The sequence below is a fragment of the Pseudoduganella sp. GW821-FHT05F09 genome (genome assembly GCF_059419605.1).
In genome coordinates this window covers 115,388-134,786 of record NZ_JBWKSD010000007.1, presented here as the reverse complement: position 1 = coordinate 134,786, position 19,399 = coordinate 115,388, and the positions used below count along the sequence as shown (strand labels likewise).

Sequence of the window (19,399 nt, the reverse complement as noted above, 5' to 3'; positions counted from 1 at the left end):
AAAACAGCACCTTACCAGAACGGCCGTTTAGTTGACTTTGCGCGGCAACGATTCTATTATTTCTGTAACGACAGAAATATCGGAAATAATCATGCGTATCCTGGTTCTCGGCGCCGCCGGCCTGATCGGCCGCCACCTGCTGGCCGCGCTGCACGCGGCGGGCCATGCGGCCATAGGCGCCGGCCGCAAAGCTCCCCACGCCTCGGCGTGGCTCGAACTGGATTTTGCGGCGCTGACCAGCGCGGAAGCGTGGCTGCCGCACCTGGCGGACGTCGATGCGGTAGTCAACTGCGTCGGCATCCTGCGCGAGCGCGGTCCGGGCGATTACGAAGGCCTGCACCATCTCGCCCCCGCCGCGCTGTTCGCCGCCTGCGAGCGCGCCGGCGTGCGGCGCCTGGTCCACCTGTCCGCGCTGGGCAGCGCGGAAGACGCCCCCACCGCCTACTGGCGCAGCAAAGCAGCCGGCGAACGCGCGCTGGAGCGGCATGCGCTGGAGAGCACCATCGTGCGGCCATCGCTGGTCTACAGCGCGGATGGCGCCAGCAGCAAATTATTCCTCGCGCTGGCCACGCTGCCCGCCCTCGCCCTGCCCGCCGCACACGGCTCGCGCGTGCAGCCCGTCCATATCGATGACTTATGCGCCGCGCTGCTCGCCGTGCTCACCATGGCGGCGCCGCCGCGCGAACTGGCTGCGGTTGGTCCGCGCGCCATGAGCATGGCCGCCTACCTGGCCTGCCTGCGCGGCGGCATGGCGGCGGGTGCGGCGATGCCGGTGCTCGAAGTGCCCATGCCGCTGGCCCGGCTGGCCGCGCGCGCGGCGGCGCTGCATCCCGCCAGTGCCCTGACGCCAGACTCCCTGGCCATGCTTGCCGCCAGCGCCAACGGCTGCAACACTGCCGATCCCGCGCCCATGCGCGCGCTGCTGGCAGGCCGTCCGCTGCGCGACCCCGCCGGCTTCGCCGCGCCCGCGCAAAAGCCCGCCGCCGTGCTGTCCTGGGCCATGCCGCTGGCCACCATCGCCATGGCCGCGCTGTGGCTGTGGACCGCCTATGTCTCCTGGTTCGCCTGGCCGCACGCCGGCAGCGTAGCCTGGCTCACCGCCTGCGGCATTCCCGCCGCCTGGGGCGAGGCCACGCTGGCCGCAGCCAGCCTGCTGGACGCGTCCATCGGCTGCGCCCTGCTGCTGCGGCCGCGGCGCTGGCTATGGCCGCTGCAACTGGCCCTGGTGGGCGGCTACACCGTGGCCATGAGCTTCTGCCTGCCCGAATTCTGGCTGCATCCCTTCGGCCCCCTGAGCAAAAACCTGCCCATCCTGGCGCTGCTGCTGGCGATGTGGCGCCTGGACGAAAGAAAGTGATATGGAATACCTGACGATCAAATGGCTGCACATCCTGTCCGCCACGCTGATGTTCGGCACCGGCTTCGGCACGGCCTTCTACATGTTCGCGGCCAACCGCAGCGGCAATGTACAAGCCATTTCCGTGGTCACGCGCTGGGTGGCGCGCGCGGACTGGTGGTTCACCACGCCGTCCGTCATCATCCAGCCGCTGTCCGGCTTCTGGATGATCCACCTGGCGGGCTATCCGCTCACGTCATTCTGGGTCATGTGGTCGCTGGCGCTGTACGCGCTGGCGGGCGCCTGCTGGCTGCCGGTGGTATGGCTGCAACTGAAGATGCGCGACATGGCGGTCCACGCCGCAGCGGCGGGCGAAGCGCTGCCCGAGCGCTACTGGCGCTATGAAAAGTGGTGGACCGCGCTCGGCTTCCCTGCCTTCGGCGGCTTGCTGGTGGTGTACTGGCTGATGGTGAACAAGCCGGCCTAATTCGGGTCCGAACGCCACACGCCAAGCAGCGCCTTCATCTTGGTCCAGAACGGCAAGCGTTCGTCGGACAGCACGTCCAGGAAATCCGACAGGCGCTTGGACTTGATCATGGTGTAAGCCGTGAGCACCGTGGTGACGACGAACACGGCGCCGAATATCCACAGGCGGCGGCTCATGGGCGCGTCCGCCTCGGCCAGCAGATTCATGCCGAGGAAGCCCGTGGTCACGGTGCCGATCAGGCCGAAAATGGTCACCACCGTCAGCCGCACCACCGTGTTGGCCTGGCGGCGCAGGCTGTCCGCCTCCAGGTAGCCGTTCATGTCCTCCACCCGCACTTTCACCTCGGCGTGCAGCCGCTCCAGGCCCAGCTGGGTGGAGCACATCTGGTACAGCGCACGCACCAGCGTCTGCTCCGAAATGTCCTTGAACCAGTAGCGGTGCGTAAAGCGCAAAAAGCCTTCGAAGGAGGAACGGATGCGGCGCTTGAAGCGGCGCACGCTGTTCGCGTCCACCACGTTCAGGCAGTTGAGCGCTTCGGCCAGCCGGTCCGAGAACATCAGCAGCGAGGACTTCTGCAGGTGCGCGATCAGGAACAGCAGAAAATGCTGGTGGCGGAACTGCGCCAGCACGCCCCGGTCGCGGCAGCAGAAGAAATCCGAGCCAGCCGCGCCGACCACGATCAGGGACAGGCCGCTGCACAGGTAGCGCGTATCGTTGATCGCAGCCGGCGCGGCGCCGCTGCCGCCCCAGAAGCGGTCGTAGCAGACCTGGCGCTCGAAGTCGCTCAGGTGCTGCTCCGAATAGGGCAGCGCGCCCCGTCCCTGGCCGGTCACCAGTCCCAGGCGGATAAAGTCCTCGCGCGACAGGGCGCGCGGGTCCTGCACGGCCAGGTAGGCCATCACCGGCATGCGGTAGTACTCGATCTGGCGGTAGCGCAGCGCGCCCGCTTCGTCGCCCAGGTCGTACACCAGCGGCTCCAGCATGAACTGCCAGTGCGCGGCGATGCGCGGCGCGCGCTTCTCGCACACGTGCGCCAGGAAAGTGTCGCGCTGCTGCGCGTCGGAGCGCGACAGCACCTGGCCCTGCGCGTCCAGCCATTCCACGCTGTGCATGCAATGCAGCGCCTTGCCTTCGCCGTCCCAGCCGGCCGGATAGCCGCGCCCGAAGCGGTACAGCAAGTCCTGCGCTTCGGCCAGCTCCAGGTCGTCCGCGCTCACCTCAACGTTGAGCATCACCACGTCCACGTCGAAGAAGAAATACAGGTCGGTGTGGACGATGGACAGCATGACCGGCACGGCGTCCGCGTGCGCCGTCACCCGCACCCGGGCCACGTCGTGGCGGCGGAACACGCGCATGCCCGCGCCCCCGGTTTCGCCGCGCCCGCTGCGCGCCTCGCCATACAGAAAGCGCTGCACATAAGGCAGGAAGGTGACGAATTCGTTGTAATGCCGCTCGTGGAAATTGGCCGCGTCGCCGTTGAACTCATCGACCACTTCGCGCCACGGCGAGCCGCCGGCGTCGCCCAGGGCGCGCAGGACCTCCCATGGCCGCTGGTGGGTGTGGTCGGCGCCGGTGGCGGGCATCAGGCGCAAGGGCCAGAGCAGCACCTGCCGCATGTGGTGGACATGGGTGCCCGTTGGAGCTGTGGTCTCTGTCATCCCCTCGCCTCCCGCTATTGTTTTGGTCCATTCTAGCGGAAAGGCGGCGCCTGGAGAGCAATGGCGCCCCGTACACTTGACTTTCCGGCCCGTTCTGGCACATTGGGACTTTTCGTCAAGCGGCACAAACATGAGCGGACGCACCCTCTTGCTAACAGCGGCACTTTGGTCCCTGGCAGCTACCGGTAACGCCTGCACCCTGAAGACGGCGCCGGAACCGTGGCCGCCCTATATCTTCATCGACGAGCGCGGCGGCCTGTCGGGACTGGACTATGAACTGGCGCAGGCCATCATGAAGGAAGCCGGCTGCACGCTGCAGGTGGAGATGGCGCTGCCGTCGCTGCGGCGGCAGATGGAATTCCGCCAGGGCCGGCTCGACCTGACCCTGGGCGCGTCCGATACGCCGGAGCGGCGCAGCTTCGCCCGTTTCAGCCTGCCCTACCGCAACGAGACGGTGGGCCTGTACACCAGCCCCGCCAACGCGGCGCGCTTCCGCAGCCTGGACAACTTCGACGCCCTCCTCCAGCAGCACGTCATGCTGCTCACGCCGCGCGGCGGCTGGTACGGCGAGGGCTATGCGCGCGCCCAGCGGGAACTGGACGCGGCCGGCACGCGCAGCCCCTTCGGTAGCTACGAGCAGGGCATGCGCATGTTCAAGGCGGGGCGCGCCGAAGTCATCATGGGCGACGCGGCCGCGCTGCGCCACGAGGCCGAGCGCCAGGGTGTGCGGCTGACGGCCCTGCCCTGGGTGCCCTTCCGCGCCCCGGCGCACCTGATGCTCAACGCCATCAGCACCAGCCAGGCGGATCTGAACCGCATCAACGCCGCCATCACCCGCCTGGAACAGAACGGCGCGCTGGCAGCCATCCGCGCGCGCTACGGCTTGAACTGATCGGCGCTGCGGCGCCGGTGCGCGCGGCGGTAGCGGCGCTCCGCTTCGGTCAGGTGGCTGACCAGCAGGTGCGAAACAATATTGATGCCCACACCCGCGAACAGCGCCGGGAACAGATACAGCGCCAGCGAAATGCCGGAGGCGAACAAGCGGTCGTCGAGCAGCGAGGGCGTGTGCGCGGTCAGCTCCGCCAGGCGGCGCAGCACCACCACGTTGACCCCGGCCAGCACGATGAGACTCAGGCCGAAAGTGAAAATCGCCAGCCGCGACAAGGCGCGCTTCCACATCATATAGCCGTAGATGGCCGACGGCAGTAGCAGCGACAGCACGATCAGCAAAAAGAAATCAAGCTCCACGAACACCGATTGGTTCACTGCCATCCCGTCCTCCAGTCCCAGCCGTTCAAACGATTATAGCCAAGGCGGGCCGGCACGCCTGTGTCGGCCGCGCGGACGAATGTAAGCAATGGCAACCGGCCCCATCAGCAAATAGGCGGCGCCGCGCCGCTCACTTCACTATGGCGTGTCAGATGACAGAGCAATCGTTGCTCCACATCAAATAGACCTGCGGGCAAATCCTTTACTGTGTATTTCCAACCTAACCTGAGGCACGTAAGCCATGCCGGACGAGAAAGCTGCTGCCAGCTGCGTACTGACACAGGATGGCGCCGTCACGACGGTGCTGGTCAGCGCAAGGTTCAGCGTGTGCTACGAATTCGACACCACTGCGACCAATCGTGACTTGGCGCTGCCCTATGCTGTCGCCCTCAATGGAAAGGTATTGGCGGCCCATGCCGACAAGCCGCGCGTGCTTGACGCCAAAGGCCGTACCATCCGCTTGTCCGTGGAAGCGGGTGACGAAGTGGCCTTATACCTCAACAGCGATGCGCACCCGGACTTCCGCACCGTGCCGGTCTACGCCGTCAAAGTCCGCAGCCGCGATGTGCTGGTGCGGATAGTTGAACGCAAGGGCCGTGGCAGCCATCGGAAGGGGGTACTGGAGCCACCCGCGTGCCAGCTGCTCGACGGCAAGCGTGTCGACGCCTACGATGACGAACTGAACGGCGACATCTGGTTGAAAATATCGCACAGCTACACGAGCGCCGAGGCCCAGGCGCTGCTGCCTGCCGACCTCGATCCGGCCATCCGCGCCGCCGTGCTCAGCATCTACGACGGTCTGCCCAAGCCCGAACTGCTGATTATATTCAACGCTGGCGATACTAAAGTGGCATCCAGCATGCGCGTGGCGTTCGACGATTCAGAGAATGCGCGAGCCAATCTGACCGCTACCTATTCGTTGCAAAAGCTGGTCCTGCCCAGGACCCATCCATGCGGCTACGCTGCCCTGCTGAGCGCTGCGCGCGCAGCAGGCATCACGGAGCTGCGCGTCACCTCCGCATGGCGCCCCATGCTCGGCTCCATCGCCCACCGCGCCGGCCTCGGTCTCGATGTCAGCTACGCTGGCACCACCGATAACACCGTCCAGTTCAACAGAGTGGCGCTAAGCAATCCCAAAGCAGCGGCAACAGCCACCGTTAGTCCGCAAGAAAAAGCTCTCTATGCTGAATATAAGACCGCAACCCTAGACAGGGAAAAAGCGGATGCTGACGTGAAACTAGTGTTGGCACGACACGCTGTGGGCTCTGCCAATACCGAGTCCAGTAGCATTCAGCAGGAAGTCGCGGCGGCCAACGACAGAGCGAAAGCGGCGCTAGCCGCTGAAAAAATGGCGGAAAAGCGCTGGAAGAAAGAGGTTCCCAACAATCAGCCTCGGCTGGTGAGCTCACTACGCGACCATTTATGCAGCGATAGTTCCGTCGTACAACTGTTCGACCCTTGGTATATGGATGCGAACACAAAAGATGCCGTTCCGCCGGAAATCAACCAACAACGCAGCGGAAATGAAAAACTCCACGCCAACCACCTGCATATCACTGTACAAGAGCCTAAATTATTATGAACCAGATACGAAAACTCTTCGGTGTGTTGGCGGGGGCAATCTTAATGTTTGACGCCCCCTCCTGTGCATACGGCCTCACCGACAAGCACTGTCCCTGTCCGGCTTACAACGGAACAAAACAAGACTGGCCAATACGCTATGTACTATTCGTGGACAATGCCGAAAGCATACGGCGTCGCATTCCGGCCGCACATCAGGAAAATGTCGACCGTGAACTGGGAAAGCGAAAGAGTTTGTATTTGTTTTACGAAGAACTATTTGAATTGACGACCACCATAAAGGTATCCGGCCGGGAGCCCGTCGGTTTGGTATTGCTTACCTTTGACAACGCAGGGCAGGTCATCACCCCAAATAGGCACTCGGTTCGGTTGAGCGGGAAACTGGACGAAATCGGCTCGTTGGTATTGTTGGCCAACGTATGGGGAGACCAGCTCAATCGTCCGTTCTATTTTGCCGACTGGCGCTATGTCCCCGGGGCGGATTACATTTCACCAGCAGTCTGCGCTGGCCACGACGACGCGCGCTATCGCCCCCAATGGCAGGCCGTAGTCAACTATATGGGAAACTTCGGCTGCCGCGAATGGACCGCTCAGCTTTACGATAAAGAGCGGCCCTACATCGACGTCACCTCCTACGAGGGCCGCGACATGTATATTGCTCCACTTGTCGGCTGGTCGCGCTTTGAGGACCCACCGAAGCCTGTCATCGGCCGTCACGGCAGGGTCTGGCTGTGCCTGCATGAGTGCCCTGCAGGCGAGCAGCCCGGCATTATCCCTGACATCAAGAAATGGGCTGCCAAACATGGCTTTCCGCTGCCCAAACGGCCGGCCCGGCAGCCTGAATTTCCCAATTCCAACTGGCCGGACGCCATCGACGAATAGTTAGCCTCAGTTGAACTGGCTGAAGTCCGGCTTGCGCTTTTCGAAGAAGGCGGTGAAGGCTTCCTTGGCTTCGGGGGCCAGCAGCATCTGGCCGAACAGCTGGCCTTCGGTTTCGATCACGGCCTGCACTTCGCTGGCGCGGCCGGCCTTCATCAGGCGCTTGGTGTTGCGGATGGAGGTGGCGGGCAGCGCGGCCAGCTTGGCGGCCTGGCCTTGCGCGTAGGCCAGCAACTCGGCCGCCGGCAGCACTTTCGAGACGATGCCCATGTCGTAGGCTTCCTGCGCCAGGAAGGGCTCGCCCAGCATCAGCTTTTCGGCGGCGCGCGCGTGGCCGGCCGCTTGCGTCATCAGCAGGCTGGAGGCGAATTCCGGACACAGGCCCAGCTGCGCAAAGGGCACCGAGAATTTGGCGTTGTCGGCCGCGTAGACCAGGTCGCAGTGCATCAGCAGCGTAGTGCCGATGCCGATGGCCGCGCCGCTCACGGCCGCCACCACGGGCTTGCTGGCGCCGCTCAGGGCGCGCATGAACTGGAACACTGGACGGTCGGTGAAGGCGGCGCCTTCGGCCGGCTTGGAGGTTTTCAGGAAATCGTCCAGGTCATTGCCGGCGGTGAAAATCTCCGGCTTGCCGGTGATGAGGATGGCGCGCACCGACGCGTCCTGCTCGGCGTCCTTGATGGCGTCGGCCATGGCCTGGTACATCACGGTGGTGATGGCGTTCTTGCGCTCCAGGCGGTTGAATTCGATGGTGAGGATGCCGTTGGCTTTGCTGCTCAGAATATCCATGTTGTCTCCGTCTTAATGTGAAAAAAGGCGCCGGGGTTGTGCCGCGGCGCCTTCAATTAGCGATCAGCGATGCTTATACGCGTTCGATGATGCCTGCTGCGCCCATGCCTGCGCCTACGCACATGGTGACCATGCCGTATTTGAGGCTGTTGCGGCGCAGCGCGTGCACCACGGTGGCGGCGCGGATAGCGCCGGTGGCGCCCAGCGGGTGGCCCAGGGCGATTGCGCCGCCCATCGGGTTGACCTTGGAGGTGTCCAGGTTCAGGTCGCGGATCACTGCCAGCGCTTGCGCTGCGAACGCTTCGTTCAGTTCGATCCAGTCCAGCTGGTCCTGGGTGATGCCGGCAGCTTTCAGGGCTGCTGGAATCGCCACTTTAGGACCGATGCCCATGATTTCCGGCGGCACGCCGCGCACGGCGAACGAGGAGAACTTGGCCAGCGGGGTCAGGTTGTGCTCGCGCAGGATCTTCTCGGACACCACGATCAGCGCGCCGGCGCCGTCGGACATCTGCGAGGAAGTAGCGGCGGTGACGGTGCCCTTGGCGGCGAAGACCGGCTTCAGCTTGCCCATGGTTTCCATGCTGGCGTCGGCGCGCGCGCCTTCGTCCTTGTCCACCACGCGTTTGGAGACCTTGATCTCGCCGGTGCGCAGGTCCGGGGTGCGGGTGATGATTTCAACCGGGGTGGTCTCGTCCTTGAAGAAACCGGCTTCCTGCGCGGCGATGGCCTTGCGGTGCGATTCCACGCCGAACGCGTCCTGGTCTTCGCGCGAGATTTTCCACTGCTGCGCCACTTTCTCGGCGGTCAGGCCCATGCCGTATGCCAGGCCGATGTTCTCGTCCTTGAAGGTGTCCATGTTGATCGACGGGTGGTGGCCCATCATCGGCACCATGGACATCGATTCCACGCCGCCGGCGATCATCACGTCGGCTTCGCCCACGCGGATGCGGTCCGCCGCCATGGCCAGGGCGGTGATGCCCGAAGCGCAGTAGCGGTTCACGGTCACGCCGCCCACGGTGTTCGGCAGGCCGGCCAGCACCACGGAATTACGGGCGATGTTGAAGCCCTGCTCGGCTTCCGGGAAGGAGCAGCCGATGATGGCGTCGACGATCAGCGCCGGGTCCAGGCCAGGCACGGCGGCCATGGCGCCCTTGATGGCGGCGACCAGCAGGTCGTCCGGGCGGGTCTTGTTGAACATGCCGCGCGGCGCCTTGCCGATCGGGGTGCGGGTCGCTGCGACGATGTATGCGTCTTGAAGTTGTTTGCTCATTTTCTGCTTTCGAATATTGTGTGATCGATTAGCCGTCAGTCTTTAGCGCTGGTCTCAGCGCTTGGCCGAGAGATACCAGTCCACCTGTACTTGCGCCGCCAGCGTGCCGTGCTCGTCGTGGATGTCCACATCCACCGGGAAGGCCACCTTGCCGTCCGCCGCCAGCTGCGCCTTGAGCGCGGCCAGGTCGCCCGGCACGCGGCCGCTAGCGCGCGTGGCGCCCTTGGCCAGCTTCTGGTACTGGATGCGCGACTCCTTGGCCACCGGCCGCATGTCCGCAATCAGCTCGGCGAAGCCGCCCGCCATGGCCGCGCCGGAAGCCGTTTCGGCCAGCGTGAACAGGGCGCCGGCGTGCGGCGTGCCGAGGTGGTTGTGCAGCTTCGCGTCGTCCGGCATGGACACCTCGGAGGTGCCGCTGCCGATGCTGTCGATGCGGATGCCGAGCAGCCGCACCATCGGCAGGGTGTCCATCATTTGCTGCTTGATGCGGTCATAAACCATGCTCGGTTTCACTTTCAACAGGACTTTGAAGGCCAGTGACAGGAAGGACATCGGGGCTGCTTAGTTGCGTACCGGCTTACCGGTTTGCAGCATACCCATGATGCGCTCTTGCGACTTCGGATTGTTCAGCAGCTCCAGGAAGGCTTTGCGTTCCATGTCCAGCAGCCACTGCTCGCTCACCACGCTGCCCTGGTCGATGTCGCCGCCGGACACGATTTCAGCAATCATGTCGCCCAGCTTGAAGTCGTGCGCGGAGATGAAGCCGCCGTCGCGCATGTTCACCAGCTGGCCCTTGATGGTGGCCCAGCCGTAGCGGCCGGTCACGGTCACGGGACGCTGGATCGGTGCGCGGTAGCCCGCGTCGAACATGGCGCGCGCGGTCACTTTGGCCACGTGCAGCAGTTCATACGGGTTGAACACGATCACGTCGTCTTCCTTCAGGTAGCCCATGGCCTTCGCTTCCAGCGCGGACTTCGATACTTGCGCGGTGGCGGCGTTGGTGAAGCCGGTCTTCAGGAATTGCAGAATGTCGTTGCCCTTGGCCTCCTTGAAGGCGCGTACCGCCGCTTCTTTCAGGCCGCCGCCGGCAGGAATCAGGCCCACGCCCACTTCCACCAGGCCGATGTAGGACTCGATCGAGGCCACGCGCTTCGATGCGTGCAGTGCCATTTCGCAGCCGCCGCCCAGCGCCAGGCCAGCCACCGCAGCCACGACAGGCACGTTGGAGTACTTCATGGACTGGAAGGTGTCCTGCAGTTCCTTGATGATAGGGTCGACCGCTTTCGAGCCGCCCTGCATGAACGCAGGCATGGCTTCCTGCAGGTCGGCGCCGGCCGAGAAGGCGCCGCCGTCGGCTGCATCCGCGCTCCAGATCACCAGGCCCTTGAAGTTCTTGCCGGCTTCCGCCAGGCCCAGCTTGATGCCGTTAATGACGCCGCTGCCGATCACGTGCATCTTGGTCTTCAGCGACAGGACCAGGACGTCGTCGCCCGAGTGCCACAGGCGTACCGATGCGTCTTCGAACACGGTGGTGCCGGCGGTGGTGCCGTCAATGGCGCCGGTGCCGAACACTTGCGCGCGGAATTCCTGGCGCTTGTACACGTCCAGCGTGGAGCGCGGCACGTAGCTGTTCGATGCCGCCGAGTAGGAGCCTTCAGGGGTGTGCACGCCCTTCTCCGCCACCTGGCCTTCGAATACCCACGCCGGCAGCGGTTCGCTGCACAGTGCCTGGCCTGCGTCGATGTCGGCTTTCACCCACTCGGCGATCTGCGACCAGCCGGCGGCTTGCCAGGTTTCGAACGGGCCGGATTTCCAGCCGAAGCCCCAGCGCAGCGCGAAGTCGATGTCGCGCGCGTTGTCGGCGATGTCCTTCATGTGCACGGCGATGTAGTGGAACACGTCGCGGAAGATCGCCCACAGGAACTGGCCTTGCGGGTTGGTCGATTCGCGCAGCGCCTTCATCTTCTTGACCGGATCCTTTTCCTTCAGGATGCGGGCGATGATGTCGGCTGCCTTGGCGCCGCCTGCCACGTATTCGCCGGTGGCGAAGTCCAGGCGCATGATGTCCTTGCCGACCTTCTTGTAGAAGCCGGCGCCGGTTTTCGAACCCAGCGCGCCCTTCTCAACCAGCGCGCTCAGCACGGCCGGGGTCTTGTAGATGGCGGCGAAGGGATCGTTCGGCAGGTAGTCCTGCATGGTCTTGATCACATGGCCCATGGTGTCCAGGCCCACCACGTCCGCGGTGCGGAAGGTGCCGGAGCTGGCGCGGCCCAGCTTGGAGCCGGTCAGGTCGTCCACCACGTCCACCGACAGGCCGAATTTCTCGGCTTCGTGGATGGTGGCCATCATGCCGAACACGCCCACGCGGTTGGCGATGAAGTTAGGCGTGTCCTTGGCGCGTACCACGCCCTTGCCCAGGGCCGAGGTCAGGAAGGTTTCCAGCTGGTCCAGGATCTCGGGCTTGGTGTCCGTGGTCGGGATCAGTTCCACCAGGTGCATATAGCGCGGCGGGTTGAAGAAGTGCACGCCGCAGTAGCGCGATTTCAGGTCGGCGTCGAAGCCTTCGGACAGCTTGGTGATCGACAGGCCCGAGGTGTTCGAGGCGAAGATGGCGTTGGCGGCGATGTGCGGCGCGACCTTTTTGTACAGGTCGTGCTTCCAGTCCATGCGCTCGGCGATGGCTTCGATAATCAGGTCGCAGCCGGCCAGCAGGTCCAGGTTGTCTTCGTAGTTGGCGACCTGGATCAGTTCAGCGTCGGCCTTGTCGCCGAACGGCGCAGGCGACATCTTCTTCAGGTTCTCGATGGCGCGCAGGACGATGCCGTTCTTCGGCGTGCCCTCTTTCCCAGGCAGGTCGAACAGCACGACCGGCACTTTGGCGTTGACGCAGTGGGCGGCGATCTGCGCGCCCATGACGCCGGCGCCCAGCACGGCTACTTTTTTAACGGTGAAATTGGTCATATCGGTCCTCTATCCTCTTAGAACAGGTCGGCGTCGAGCGCCATCAGGCTGGCAGCGCCGGAGCGTGCCTGGCGGATCAGGGTTGCGGTTTCCGGCTGCAGGCGGGCGAAGTAGAAGCGCGCCGTGGCCAGCTTGGCTTTGTAGAAGTTGTCGCCGGAGTCCTGCTTTTCCAGCGCGATCTTCGCCATCTGCGCGAAGAAGTAGCTGTACACCAGGTGGCCCACCACGCGCAGGTAAGGCACGGCGGCCGCGCCCACTTCGTCCGGATTCTGGAAGGCCTTCATGCCGATTTCCATGGTCAGCTTGCCGACTTTTTCGCCCAGGTCGCCCAGCGGGGTGATGAACTCGGACATCGCTTCATCGGTGCCGTTTTCTTCCACGAAGGCGCGGATCTTGTCGCCGAACTTGCGCAGCTTGGCGCCGTTGTCCATCAGGATCTTGCGGCCCAGCAGGTCCAGCGACTGGATGGTGTTGGTGCCTTCGTAGATCAGGTTGATGCGCGCGTCGCGCACGTACTGCTCCATGCCCCATTCGGAGATATAGCCGTGGCCGCCGTACACCTGCATCGCTTCCGAGGTGGCGATCCAGCCGTTGTCGGTGATGAAGGCCTTGACGATAGGGGTCAGCAGCGCGACTTCGTCGGCCGCTTCCTTGCGCACTTCTTCGTCAGGGTGGTTCAGTTCGCGGTCGATCTGCAGCGCGATGTAGGACGTGAAAGCGCGCGCGCCTTCTGCGTAGGCTTTGCAGGTCAGCAGCATGCGGCGCACGTCGGGGTGCACGATGATAGGGTCGGCTTGCTTGTCCGGCGCCTTCACGCCCGACAGGGAGCGCATCTGGATGCGGTCTTTGGCGTAGGTCAGCGCGTTCTGGTAGGCGATCTCGGTCAGGCCCAGCGACTGCATGCCCACGCCCAGGCGGGCCGCGTTCATGAACACGAACATGGCGTTCAGGCCCTTGTTCGGCTGGCCGATGATCCAGCCCTTGGCGCCGTCCAGGTTCATCTGGCAGGTCGAGTTGCCGTGGATGCCCATTTTTTCTTCGATGGCGCCGCAGGTGATCGGGTTGCGTGCGCCGACGGTGCCGTCTTCCTTGGGCAGGAACTTCGGCACCAGGAACAGCGAAATGCCTTTCGAGCCTTCCGGTGCGTCCGGCACGCGGGCCAGCACCAGGTGCAGGATGTTGTCGGACATATCGTGCTCGCCGGCCGAGATGAAGATCTTGTTGCCGGTGATGGTCCAGGAGCCGTCCGCTTCCGGGATGGCTTTCGAGCGCAGCATGCCCAGGTCGGTGCCGCAGTGCGGTTCGGTCAGGCACATGGTGCCGGTCCATTCGCCGGAGACCAGCTTGGGCAGGTACAGGCGCTTCTGTTCGTCGGTGCCGTGTTCCTTCAGGCACTCGTAGGCGCCGTGCGACAGGCCGGGGTACATGGTCCAGGCCTGGTTCGACGAGTTCAGCATCTCGTAGAAGGAGTTGTTCAGCACGACCGGCAGGCCCTGGCCGCCGAATTCAGGATCGCAAGCCAGCGCGGCCCAGCCGCCTTCAACGTACTGCTTGTAAGCCTCTTTGAAGCCTTTTGGAGTGGTCACGGTCTTGGCGACCGGATCATGGGTGCAGCCTTCGCGGTCGCCCGAGTGGTTCAGCGGGAACAGCACTTCCGAGGTGAACTTGGCGCCTTCTTCCAGCACGGCGTTGATGATGTCAGCGTCGGTTTCGGCGTGCGCCGGCAGTTCTTTGAGCTGATCTTCAACCTTCAAGAACTCGTGCAGTACGAATTGCATATCCCGGATTGGTGCGACGTATTGACCCATGATTTTCTCCTGATGGCGCAAACTTAAAAGTAAGCTAAATAAGTAAAAGCTCGCAGCGAGCTAACTAAGTGCGGTAATTTTCAATCAAGCGCGTGAAGCCGGTGCGCGCACGCTCCACACTGCCGGGCGTGCGCATGAAGCGCGCGTCGTGGTGCACCGCCAGGATCAGGCCGTACATCTCGTACACCAGCTGCGCCGCGTCGGTGTCCTGTTTCAGGTCGCCGGTCTCGATGGCTTGCTGCACGCAGCGCAGCAGCGCGCCCTGCCAGGCCGACACCATGGTCACCAGTTCCTCGCGGATCGGGCCGGGGCGGTCGTCATACTCGACGGCGCCGCTGATGTAGATGCAGCCCGAGGCGATCTCCTCGCTCACGCGGGTAATCCAGCGCGCAAACATCGCGCGCAGGCGCGGCAAGCCGCGCGGCTCCTTAATGCTGGGGAAGAACACTTCCTGCTCGAAGCGGTGGTGATACAGCTTCAGCACTTCCAGCTGCAAGTCCTCGCGCGAACCAAAGTGGGCGAACACGCCAGACTTGCTCATGTTCATTTTGTCCGCGAGCAAGCCGATCGTCAGGCCTTCCAGGCCGTCCCGGCTGGCCAGTTCCAGCGCCATATCCAGGATGGCTGCGCGGGTGAGCTCGCCCTTGCGCATAAATTTGATTGAAGTATTAATAGTTGCCACTCAAAGTAGTAATCCAGGTCAGGGGGTTCTATTTTCTCCCACCTGGATTTTCTTCGTGTGAAAAGAATTGCGAACGCTCGTACTATTATCCAGCGAAGGGTAAATGTCAAACGGCTTCGTTAGAGGCGGCGTTCTATTGGTGCAGCGCAGCAGAGTTGCCGCACACCCAAATGGGGTCAGGGTTGGTTTTCCCGCAAGGGAAAACCAACCCTGACCCCTTTATTGACCCCATTATTCGTCGCGGAAATGGCCCAGCTGGCGGCGGTCGCGCTTGGTGGGACGGCCCTTGAGGTCGGCGCCCGGTTCGTGAAACAACTTGCGCCTTTCGTGCTCCGCAGCGCGGCGCGCCACGCTGGCGGCGCTTTCCTGGTACAGCAGGCGCGCCACCGGGGCGCCGCCGCGCTTGTCGGAAATCCCCAACACCTCGACTTCCCAGGCGTCGGCGCCGTTGTCGATGTGCAGCTTGTCGCCCACCCGCACCGCGCGCGCGGGCTTGATGCGCTCGCCGTCCAGCTTGACCTTGCCGGTCTCGACGGCGTCCGCAGCCAGCGAGCGGGTCTTGAAGAAACGGGCCGCCCACAGCCATTTGTCGATGCGCACATTGACCATTACGCGTATTTCCCCACTGCAAATATTCTCATCAGGATTTTGTAGAACACGAAGGCCACCTCGTAGCCGATGCGGCGGAAGCGGCCCACGTGGGCGAAGTCCTCGGCGTGGATCACCACGCCGTCGGCGATGCCCTGCTCGATGTGGCGGCGCAGGCTGCGCGCGAATTCGGCGTCCTTGATAACCACGTTGGCTTCCTGGTTCAGGAACAGGCTCAGGCCGTCCACATTGCTGGAGCCCACCGTGGCCCAGTCGTCGTCGATCACGGCCACCTTGGCGTGCAGCTGGGTCTTGCGGTACTCCACCACTTTCACGCCGGCCGCCAGCAGCTTGGGGTAGAAGGAATGGGCCACCGCGTCCTGCAGCCAGATCTCGCCCACGCCGATCAGCAGCACCACTTCCACGCCGCGCTGGGCGGCGCGCGCCAGCGCGTGGCGGAACTTGCGGCCGGGCGCGAAATAGGGGTTGGCAATCAGCACGCTTTTGCGCGCGCGGCCCAGCGCCTGCAGGTAGGCGCGCTGGATGGTGGCGCGGTTGCGCAGGTTGTCGCGCACGACGAAGCCGGCTTGCACCGTGCTCTGGCGGGCGATCTTGTTCACCTTGCGCATTTCATTGAACAGGCCGATACGCTTGATGATGCTCATCTTGCCCAGGCGGCGCCACTGGGTCTGCGCCTCCTGGTGGATGGCGTGCACCAGCGGGCCGCGCACGGCCACCGCGAAGTCCCAGCGTGGCGCGGCCAGGCACACGTCGGGCTTGGTGTCGCAGAACATGTCGTCGTTGATGTTGATGCCGCCCACGAAGGCGATTTCGCGGTCCACCACGCAGATCTTGCGGTGGGTGCGCGTCACGCCGCGCCGGAACCAGGGATTGAAGATGCGGTGCTCCACGCCGGCCGCCAGCAGCTGCTCGTGCATGCGGTAGACCTGGCGGTGGCCGGTGCCGAACCAGTCGGTGATCATGCGCACGGTGACGCCGCGCGCGGCGGCGCGCGTGAGCGCGTCCAGCACGGACAGCGCGGTGCTGTCGCCGGCGAAGATATAGGTTTCGAAATAGATTTCGTACTGCGCCGCGTCGATCGCCTCCCGCAGGGCCGGGAAGTAATCGGTACCGCAGTGCAGAAGCTTGACTTCGTTATCGGCGATGAAATTGACTGAGCGCATACGGCGTCAGTTTAACCCCAGTGTCGCCACGATGGGAGAGTGGTCGGACAGGCGCGCCCATTCGGGGCCGTGCAGCACCTGCGCGGCTTCCACGCTGAAGCCGCGCACGTAGATGCGGTCCAGCCGGAACACGGGCAAGGCGGCCGGGAAGGTGCGGGCCGGATGCAGGGCCGCCTTGCGCCGCGCCAGAGTACGGACCAGGTCGCCCAGCGCGGACGGCGGACGGATCTCATCGAAGACCTCGACCACTCCCAGCGCCTTGCGCAGTGTGGCGCCCAGGGTGTTGCGCCAGTCGTTGAAATCGCCGGCGATGATGACCGGCTCGTTGTCGGGTGCGGTGGCCTTGACCGCGTCGATCAGCGCCTGGGTCTGGCGCGTGCGGCCCGCCTCGAACAGGCCCAGGTGCACCACGTAGCAGTGCACCGGCGTCTCCGGCGTGTCGACGATGCAGTGCAGGATGCCGCGCGCCTCGTAGGCGTGGTCGGAGATGTCGGTGTTGGTCCACTGGGCGATGGGGAAGCTGCTGAGCAAGGCATTGCCGTGGTGGCCGTGGTCGTACTTGGCGTTCATGCCGTAGACGGAATGGCGGCCGTCGCCGAAGAATTCGTGCTGCGCCGTGGTGGGCCAGTGGCGGTGGCCATTGATCTCCTCGCCGAACTTCTCGGCGATGCGGTCGTGCTTGCCCTGCACCTCCTGCAAAAACACCATATCCGCGTCGAACTTGCCGATGGCCTGCTTGAGCGCGTGCACGCGCGGATGAGAGCGGTAGGACATGCCCTTGTGGATATTGTAGGTGGCGACACGGATTTTCATGGAATGATTCTACTCCCAACAGTCCGCTTGCCGCACGGCTATTGTGCGGCGCCGTTTTCGTGCGGCAACCCACAGACAAGCAATCTGCATTGCCTTTGAGATTTGTAGTGGTGCTTGTCACTCGCTCAGGTATCGTCCACGTTAACCAGCCGAGACTACGAATGACGCGCCTGCTTGCCTATATGTTCCCATTTATCCTGATAGCAATTGAGGCAGGTCTACGATTGGCCCTGCATGCTGACATATACGGATTTGCAGGCCCTGCTCTGGCAGCAGCTGGAGCGAGTATGTTCGTACCGCTGACAGGCGCCCGGCGAATACTGTCCGCTGCAACAAAATATCCGCAGCTGGATGAGTTTCAACGCAATCTGAGCGTGCTACTCTTACTTTGCGCGATAGCGACATGGGTCTGGTGCGTGGTACTCACCCACCTGCAGGACACTATGCTCCTGCTCGGGTTTCCAAGACCTGTAGTAATCGGCTCCCTCTGTTACTTTTCCGCCATTGTCGCTTCCGAATTCAGGGAGGCTTTATGAATCAGTTTCTTACACAGTCGCTAGTCCTGCTCGCAATCACAGGCCTGACCTTCGTTACATCCGAACTCCTCAAAAAATACTTGAAATACCAGCCCACTCGCGAGCTCAGAAGCTGGCAGGCTCTGGAGTGTCGTCTGGCAGACCTCGCCGTCGACAAGCCTGAGTACGCGATCGAAGAAGCGTGGCCGCTGATTGAAAAAACCATCCTGCAGAGCGCTACCGGCTTGGAAACCATCGATGCGGCGCGCTCGCAGGACATAGTCGCCATCGCGGAATGCCTGCCTGATGTTACGCCAGTAACGATCGCCCGCCTGCGAGGGATCCAGAAAATGCATAACCTGGTTGCATATGGCGCCAACCTTACCAAGCATCAAACGGATTTACGTGCCGCGGTGAAGGACTTGCTGCCGGTATTGATGGGCCTGGATTATCAATTAACTGCAGGCTCTGAGTTAGGCAAGGCTAATGATCGGAGCAGCTTATGAACTACGAATTCCTGGTAAAACTGGCTGGTTTACTTCTAAGTTCCATTGCCACAATCAGACTAGCCAGTGAATGGCTGCACGGACGGCAAAGCAGGTTGCGACAGGAATACAAGTTTGCGAGGGAATTTTTTCAGGATCTAGAAACGAAGAACACCATGCATCCCTTTCTCAAACAAAAGGGATACCAAGCCATTGCTGCGAATGGAACTCTCAGCGCCAAAGAGATCGCATACCTACTTACATTGCATGATCCTGCTCGCGCGCTTCGCGATTATTCCATCGGGCGAAAATATCTGCTGCATGTAGCAACGAACCATAGCACGGAGATCACTTTTTCTCCTCGATACAGGTCAAAGTGGGCACGACTGTGGAGAAAATCCTTGTATTTCCTGCTTTATCTCGTAGCATTTCTTGCTGCATTCAGTCCGGTCTTGCTACCTATGCAAAGCGCTATTCCCTCAGATAAGCTCTGGTATTTGCTTTGTAGCAGCATGTTGCTCTTCGCACCTCCAGGCATTCTGTCGCTTAGAGCAGGCGCACGGATAGCACGGGCCGAAGCGCTCGTAAAGAAACAAGCAGCGAATTCCTAACTGTTCATCCTATCAGGCGCGGGAGCTGGAGGATGGCTTCGGCGTTGGAGGAGGAGAAGCACTGGTCGGCCGCTTCCAGGTAAGGCAGCCACACGTATTGCGTATGCTCGCGCGGGCTGAGCACGATGGGGATGTCGCGCGGCACCTGCACGCTGAACACGTGCTCGGTGTTCTGCGTCACGCCGGGCGCGTAGCGGTGGCGCCAGACCGGGTAGATTTCGTAGACGTTGGACAGCCGCCAGTCGCGCAGCGCGATAGTCTCGCCATCGGCCACGATGCCGGTCTCTTCGAACAGCTCGCGCGTGGCGGTCGCCAGCAGCGGCTCGTCCGGCGCGTCCAGCGAGCCGGTGACGGATTGCCAGAAGCCGGGGTTGCCGGCGCGCTCGATCAGCAGCACTTGCAGGTCGGCCGTGTGGATCACCACCAGCACCGATTCAGGAATCTTGTAGGGCTTCATAGTTCCGATAAAAGAAAAGGCGCCGA

Annotated in this window: 19 protein-coding genes; 7 read left to right on the top strand and 12 right to left on the bottom strand. The window is 63.1% G+C overall.

Features of this window, described 5'->3' with window-relative positions; translation table 11 throughout:
* Positions 1-91: 91 nt before the first annotated feature.
* Together AC07S4_RS22375 and AC07S4_RS22370 are read left to right on the top strand one after the other, a co-directional pair.
* Positions 92-1,357, top strand: a complete 1,266-nt coding sequence (locus AC07S4_RS22375; protein WP_494988714.1) for an SDR family oxidoreductase — start codon at positions 92-94, stop codon at positions 1,355-1,357.
* A gap of 1 nt (position 1,358) precedes the next feature.
* Complete coding sequence (locus AC07S4_RS22370) at positions 1,359-1,823, top strand: DUF2269 family protein (protein WP_494988713.1); 465 nt, start codon at positions 1,359-1,361, stop codon at positions 1,821-1,823.
* Here the strand turns inward: AC07S4_RS22370 and AC07S4_RS22365 are convergent.
* Positions 1,820-3,481, bottom strand: coding sequence for a hypothetical protein (locus AC07S4_RS22365; RefSeq protein WP_494988712.1), 1,662 nt, complete (start codon positions 3,479-3,481; stop codon positions 1,820-1,822). The genes AC07S4_RS22370 and AC07S4_RS22365 overlap by 4 nt on opposite strands.
* Before the next feature lie 130 nt (positions 3,482-3,611).
* Here AC07S4_RS22365 and AC07S4_RS22360 point away from each other — a divergent pair, with 130 nt between their 5' ends.
* Positions 3,612-4,373, top strand: coding sequence for a substrate-binding periplasmic protein (locus AC07S4_RS22360; protein WP_494988711.1), 762 nt, complete (start codon positions 3,612-3,614; stop codon positions 4,371-4,373).
* Here the strand turns inward: AC07S4_RS22360 and AC07S4_RS22355 are convergent.
* A complete protein-coding gene (locus AC07S4_RS22355; protein WP_494988710.1) occupies positions 4,358-4,753 on the bottom strand; it encodes a hypothetical protein in 396 nt (131 codons plus the stop codon). The two genes, AC07S4_RS22360 and AC07S4_RS22355, sit on opposite strands and share 16 nt — an antisense overlap.
* 238 nt (positions 4,754-4,991) lie before the next feature.
* Between AC07S4_RS22355 and AC07S4_RS22350 the strand changes: the two genes are divergently transcribed.
* The gene (locus AC07S4_RS22350) at positions 4,992-6,332 is read left to right on the top strand and encodes a hypothetical protein (protein ID WP_494988709.1); all 1,341 of its coding nucleotides are present in this window, start codon (positions 4,992-4,994) and stop codon (positions 6,330-6,332) included.
* The gene (locus AC07S4_RS22345) at positions 6,329-7,213 is read left to right on the top strand and encodes a hypothetical protein (protein ID WP_494988708.1); all 885 of its coding nucleotides are present in this window, start codon (positions 6,329-6,331) and stop codon (positions 7,211-7,213) included. The genes AC07S4_RS22350 and AC07S4_RS22345 overlap by 4 nt, the downstream gene beginning before the upstream one ends.
* A gap of 6 nt (positions 7,214-7,219) precedes the next feature.
* On the opposite strand, the gene AC07S4_RS22340 is transcribed toward AC07S4_RS22345, so the two are convergent.
* The 9 genes from AC07S4_RS22340 to AC07S4_RS22300 form a co-directional block, all read right to left on the bottom strand.
* Positions 7,220-7,999, bottom strand: coding sequence for an enoyl-CoA hydratase (locus tag AC07S4_RS22340; protein WP_494988707.1), 780 nt, complete (start codon positions 7,997-7,999; stop codon positions 7,220-7,222).
* Between the two features lie 73 nt (positions 8,000-8,072).
* The gene (locus AC07S4_RS22335; protein ID WP_107875653.1) at positions 8,073-9,269 is read right to left on the bottom strand and encodes an acetyl-CoA C-acyltransferase; all 1,197 of its coding nucleotides are present in this window, start codon (positions 9,267-9,269) and stop codon (positions 8,073-8,075) included.
* A gap of 54 nt (positions 9,270-9,323) precedes the next feature.
* Positions 9,324-9,821, bottom strand: coding sequence for a PaaI family thioesterase (locus tag AC07S4_RS22330; protein WP_228894615.1), 498 nt, complete (start codon positions 9,819-9,821; stop codon positions 9,324-9,326).
* A 9-nt stretch (positions 9,822-9,830) separates the two neighbouring features.
* Complete coding sequence (locus AC07S4_RS22325) at positions 9,831-12,230, bottom strand: 3-hydroxyacyl-CoA dehydrogenase/enoyl-CoA hydratase family protein (protein WP_494988706.1); 2,400 nt, start codon at positions 12,228-12,230, stop codon at positions 9,831-9,833.
* Between the two features lie 17 nt (positions 12,231-12,247).
* Entirely contained in the window at positions 12,248-14,038 is a 1,791-nt protein-coding gene (locus tag AC07S4_RS22320; protein ID WP_494988705.1) for an acyl-CoA dehydrogenase C-terminal domain-containing protein, read from the bottom strand.
* Positions 14,039-14,102: 64 nt separating this feature from the next.
* The gene (locus tag AC07S4_RS22315; protein ID WP_494988704.1) at positions 14,103-14,690 is read right to left on the bottom strand and encodes a TetR/AcrR family transcriptional regulator; all 588 of its coding nucleotides are present in this window, start codon (positions 14,688-14,690) and stop codon (positions 14,103-14,105) included.
* 261 nt (positions 14,691-14,951) lie between these two features.
* Positions 14,952-15,329, bottom strand: a complete 378-nt coding sequence (locus AC07S4_RS22310) for an RNA-binding S4 domain-containing protein (protein WP_494988703.1) — start codon at positions 15,327-15,329, stop codon at positions 14,952-14,954.
* Entirely contained in the window at positions 15,329-16,492 is a 1,164-nt protein-coding gene (gene clsB, locus AC07S4_RS22305) for a cardiolipin synthase ClsB (protein ID WP_494988702.1), read from the bottom strand. The genes AC07S4_RS22310 and clsB overlap by 1 nt, the downstream gene beginning before the upstream one ends.
* Before the next feature lie 6 nt (positions 16,493-16,498).
* Positions 16,499-17,305, bottom strand: coding sequence for an endonuclease/exonuclease/phosphatase family protein (locus AC07S4_RS22300; RefSeq protein WP_494988701.1), 807 nt, complete (start codon positions 17,303-17,305; stop codon positions 16,499-16,501).
* Positions 17,306-17,837: 532 nt separating this feature from the next.
* Between AC07S4_RS22300 and AC07S4_RS22295 the strand changes: the two genes are divergently transcribed.
* Both AC07S4_RS22295 and AC07S4_RS22290 read left to right on the top strand, forming a co-directional pair.
* Positions 17,838-18,326 carry a hypothetical protein gene (locus AC07S4_RS22295; protein ID WP_494988700.1) on the top strand — a complete coding sequence of 163 codons (489 nt, stop codon included), beginning with the start codon at positions 17,838-17,840 and terminating at the stop codon, positions 18,324-18,326.
* Complete coding sequence (locus tag AC07S4_RS22290; RefSeq protein ID WP_494988699.1) at positions 18,323-18,916, top strand: hypothetical protein; 594 nt, start codon at positions 18,323-18,325, stop codon at positions 18,914-18,916. Before AC07S4_RS22295 ends, AC07S4_RS22290 begins: the two co-directional genes overlap by 4 nt.
* 4 nt (positions 18,917-18,920) lie before the next feature.
* On the opposite strand, the gene nudB is transcribed toward AC07S4_RS22290, so the two are convergent.
* The gene (gene nudB / locus AC07S4_RS22285; protein ID WP_494988698.1) at positions 18,921-19,373 is read right to left on the bottom strand and encodes a dihydroneopterin triphosphate diphosphatase; all 453 of its coding nucleotides are present in this window, start codon (positions 19,371-19,373) and stop codon (positions 18,921-18,923) included.
* Between the last annotated feature and the right edge of the window lie 26 nt (positions 19,374-19,399).